The sequence below is a fragment of the Guyparkeria sp. genome, from assembly GCF_041687595.1.
Lineage (GTDB): Bacteria > Pseudomonadota > Gammaproteobacteria > Halothiobacillales > Halothiobacillaceae > Guyparkeria.
Genome location: NZ_JAWLBP010000081.1, coordinates 1 through 4,204 on the forward strand (window position 1 = coordinate 1; position 4,204 = coordinate 4,204).

The 4,204-nt window shown below is 65.5% G+C and carries 4 protein-coding genes; 3 read left to right on the forward strand and 1 reads right to left on the reverse strand.

What is annotated here, in order from left to right:
• The 3 genes from ACESL5_RS09420 to clpA all read left to right on the forward strand — a co-directional run.
• Window positions 1–771 (forward strand): S49 family peptidase (locus ACESL5_RS09420; RefSeq protein ID WP_372592526.1); only part of this gene is annotated, 771 nt, incomplete at its 5' end.
• Between the two features lie 90 nt (window positions 772–861).
• Complete coding sequence (gene clpS, locus ACESL5_RS09425; protein ID WP_372592528.1) at window positions 862–1,197, forward strand: ATP-dependent Clp protease adapter ClpS; 336 nt, start codon at window positions 862–864, stop codon at window positions 1,195–1,197.
• A gap of 195 nt (window positions 1,198–1,392) precedes the next feature.
• A complete protein-coding gene (clpA, locus tag ACESL5_RS09430; protein WP_372592527.1) occupies window positions 1,393–3,681 on the forward strand; it encodes an ATP-dependent Clp protease ATP-binding subunit ClpA in 2,289 nt (762 codons plus the stop codon).
• 178 nt (window positions 3,682–3,859) lie between these two features.
• Here clpA and infA read toward each other — a convergent pair whose 3' ends face one another.
• Window positions 3,860–4,078 carry a translation initiation factor IF-1 gene (gene infA / locus ACESL5_RS09435; RefSeq protein WP_058574334.1) on the reverse strand — a complete coding sequence of 73 codons (219 nt, stop codon included), beginning with the start codon at window positions 4,076–4,078 and terminating at the stop codon, window positions 3,860–3,862.
• Window positions 4,079–4,204 lie beyond the last annotated feature (126 nt).

A 4,204-nucleotide genomic window follows, 5' to 3' on the forward strand; every position in this document is an offset into this window, starting at 1 on the left:
GAACCCGTGGCGGCCGTCATCGACATCAGCGGCATGATCGCCGCGGGCGAGACGGCCAGCGCCCGGCGGATCGTGCCGGTGCTGGAAAAGGCGTTCGAGAAGGAAAAGATCAAGGGTATCGTCCTGCGGATGAACACCCCCGGCGGAAGCCCGGTGCAATCGAGCGAGATCTACAACGCCATCAAGCGCCTGAAGGCCGAGTACCCCGACAAGCCGATCTACGCGGTAGCCGAGGACATGAGCGCCTCCGGGGGCTACTTCATCGCCGCGGCAGCGGACGAGATCTACGCCAATCCCTCCTCGATCGTGGGATCGATCGGCGTGCGCATGGACAGCTTCGGCTTCGTCGACGCCATGGAGAAACTGGGCATCGAGCGCCGCCTGCTCACCGCCGGTGAGAACAAGGCGCTGGGCGACCCGTTCAGCCCCTCTGACCCCGAGCAGATGGAATACCTGCGCGGCGTGCTCGACGAAATCCACGAGCACTTCATCGCCGCGGTCAAGGAAGGACGCGGCGACCGTCTGGCCGACGATCCCGAGCTGTTCTCCGGCCTGTTCTTCACCGGCGAAACCGCGCTGGAGAAGGGCCTGATCGACGGCTTCGACAGCGTCGACACCGTGATCCGCGAGCGGATCGGCGTCGAGGACAGCATCGACATGACCCCGCGCCGCAGTCGGCTCCAAGACCTGCTGGGTGCCACGGCCGCCGAGTTCGGCGGGGCGCTCACGGGCTTGTCCTCCGAACCGGTCGCCCCCATGATGCTGCCATGACGACAGACAAGTAGACTGTCGCCCATGAAGACACAAATCACAGTGTTCAGCGGCACAGCGGGGGAACCCCGGGGGGGCGCCACCGGTCCCATGGCGGAGACGGCCGGCGCCCCTCACACCACCCACCGCCCCGCCGAGACCGAAGAGGCGAGCGAACAGATCGTCAGCGACGAGCCGCCCATGTACCGGGTGCTCCTGCTGAACGACGACTTCACCCCCATGGACTTCGTCGTGCAGGTCCTGATGCAGCTTTTCGGCATGACCTTCGACCAGGCGAATATCGTCATGCTCGAGGTACACCACAACGGGCGTGGCGTGTGCGGCGAGTTCACGCGCGAGATCGCCGAGACTCGTGTCAGCCAGGTCAACCAGATCGCCCGAGAGCACGAGTACCCGCTGATGTGCGTGATGGAGCGCGCCGAATAGGTAACGCCCCGGTGGCCGTCACGCCCCCGCGCGGTGCCGTGCAGGGAACGCCGGGGAACACGGGGCGTCCCGAGTTTGCCCTCATGCCGTGCAGAGACTGTCGGTCAGGCATATGATCGTCAGACAGACACCGGATCCGCGCCCGCGATGGAAGCACGGTGCGGACCATCCAAGACAGACCGGAGGAGTGGATCGGTGCTCAGCAAGTCCCTCGAAACCACATTGAGCCGCGTGTTCGACCGCGCGCGGCGTCAGAATTACGAATTCGTCACCCTCGAGAGCCTGCTGCACACGCTGCTCGAGGACCCCGACGCGCGCATGGTGCTCGAGGGTTGCAACGCCAACATCTCGCAGCTCGCCATGGACCTCGAGGCGCACATCCGCCGCACCACCCCGCGCATCCCCGAGAACGACCCGCGCGAGACCCAGCCGACGCTCGGGTTCCAGCGCGTGCTCCAGCGGGCGGTGATGCAGGTGCAGGCGGCCCAGCGCAGCGAAGTCTCCGGCGCCCACGTGCTCGCGGCGATCTTCGGCGAGCAGGACGCCCACGCCGTGCACCTGCTGCACAAGGCCGGGGTGACGCGCCTGGACGTGATCAACTTCATCTCGCACGGCCCGGAGGTCGACGAGAACGGAGTCGACGAGGAGGAGCCGTCGATCAATGACGAGGCCCAGGACAGCGCCGAGGAACAGCCCGCCGACGAGAACGCCTTCGAGAACTTCGCCGTCAACCTGAACAAGCAGGCGGCCGAGGGTAAGATCGACCCGCTGATCGGTCGCACCGCCGAGGTCGAGCGCGTACAGCAGGTCCTTTCCCGCCGTCGCAAGAACAACCCGCTGCTGGTCGGCGAGGCCGGTGTGGGCAAGACGGCGATCGCCGAGGGCCTGGCGCGCAAGATCGTCGACGGCGACGTGCCGGAAGTCCTCTCCGAGGCCACCATCTATGCACTGGACCTGGGTGCGCTGGTCGCGGGAACCAAGTACCGCGGGGACTTCGAGAAGCGCCTGAAGATCGTCCTGAAGAAGGTTCGCTCGGTGCCCGACGCGATCCTGTTCATCGACGAGATTCACACCCTGATCGGGGCGGGCTCGGCCTCTGGCGGCTCGATGGACGCCTCGAACCTGATCAAGCCGGCGCTCGCCTCGGGCGAACTGCGCTGCATCGGTTCGACCACGCACCAGGAATACCGCAGCATCTTCGAAAAGGATGCGGCGCTGACCCGTCGCTTCCAGAAGATCGACGTGCCCGAGCCGTCCGAGGACGAGACCATCGACATCATCCGCGGCCTGCGCGAGGGGTACGAGAAGCACCACGGCGTGGTCTACACCGACGAGGCGATCGAGGCGGCCGTCCGGCTCTCCAATCGGCACATCAACGACCGTCACCTGCCCGACAAGGCGATCGACGTGATCGACGAGGTGGGTGCGCAGTACCGGTTGCTGCATCCGCAACCGGAAGACAACCGCATCACCGCGGCCGATATCGAGCGCGTGGTCGCCCGGATCGCCCGGATCCCCGAGCGGAGCGTCTCGACCTCCGACCGGGAGGTACTCCGAAACCTCGATCGTAACCTCAAGATGGTGGTGTTCGGCCAGGACGAGGCCATCGCCCAGATCACGACCGCAATCCGGCTGGCCCGCTCGGGGCTCCGCCCGGACAACAAGCCGATCGGCTCGTACCTGTTCGCCGGGCCGACCGGCGTGGGCAAGACCGAGGTCTCCAAGCAGCTCGCCCGCCTGCTCGGCATCGAGCTGGTGCGCTTCGACATGTCCGAGTACATGGAGCGCCACAGCGTCTCGCGGCTGATCGGCGCACCCCCGGGCTACGTCGGCTTCGACGAGGGCGGCCTGCTCACCGAGAAGGTGCACAAGAACCCGCACGCGGTGCTGCTGCTCGACGAGATCGAGAAGGCGCACCCGGACGTGTTCAACGTGCTGCTGCAGGTAATGGACAACGGCGCCCTGACCGACACGAACGGCCGGACGGTCGACTTCCGCCACGTGATCCTGATCATGACCTCCAACATGGGGGCCGAGGAAATGGCGAAGAACACCATGGGCTTCGTCGCCCAGGACATCGGGTCGAGCGGGCTGGAGGCGATCAAGCGTGGCTTCACGCCGGAGTTCCGCAACCGGCTGGATGCCATCATCCAGTTCCAGTCGCTGGGTACGCGGCAGGTCGCCAACGTGGTCGACAAGCTGCTGCTGGAACTCGAGCAGCAACTCGAGGCCAACCACGTCACCCTGCAGGTCGACGAGGAGGTGCGGCAGTGGCTAGGCGAGAAGGGCTACGACGCCGTGCTCGGCGCCCGTCCGATGGCCCGCCTGATCCAGGACCGGCTCAAGCGCCCGCTGGCCGAGCAGATGCTGTTCGGCAACCTGGCCGACGGCGGCCGGGCACGGTTCGATCTCAAGGATGGCGAGCCGGTGCTTTCAGCCACTCCGGCAGCCGAATCGGTGGCCGAGGAATCCTCGACCGCTTGACCGGTGTCACTGGGCGACGGATCGCGTTGACCCTGCCCCAGTTCCGCGGCGCCCCGAATCGGGGCGTCGTTTTCGTCGGGCACCACCGTGGACGATCGCCCATGGCATCTCTCGGGCGGGCCGGATCAGCCGATGAAAACGAACTGGCCTGTTCGGTCGGTCGAGCGACCGCGCCGGATCAGCGAGAGCGGAAGGAGATGCGACCCTTGGTCAGGTCGTAGGGAGTCAACTGCACGGTAACCTTGTCGCCGGTCAGGATGCGGATGTAGTTCTTGCGCATGCGCCCGGAAATGTGGGCGGTCACGACATGGCCGTTTTCCAGCTCCACCCGGAACATGGTGTTCGGCAGTGTGTCGATCACTACGCCCTGCATCTCGATGTAATCTTCTTTTGCCATAAATCCTCTAGCCGATTGAAATGGTGCGTGATTATCGACGAAAAAACCGGGTTAGCCAAGGATGGCCGCCCGAAACACGCGATATCCTCGCCGATCACGGCCAAAAACACACGTGAAAATCGTCAC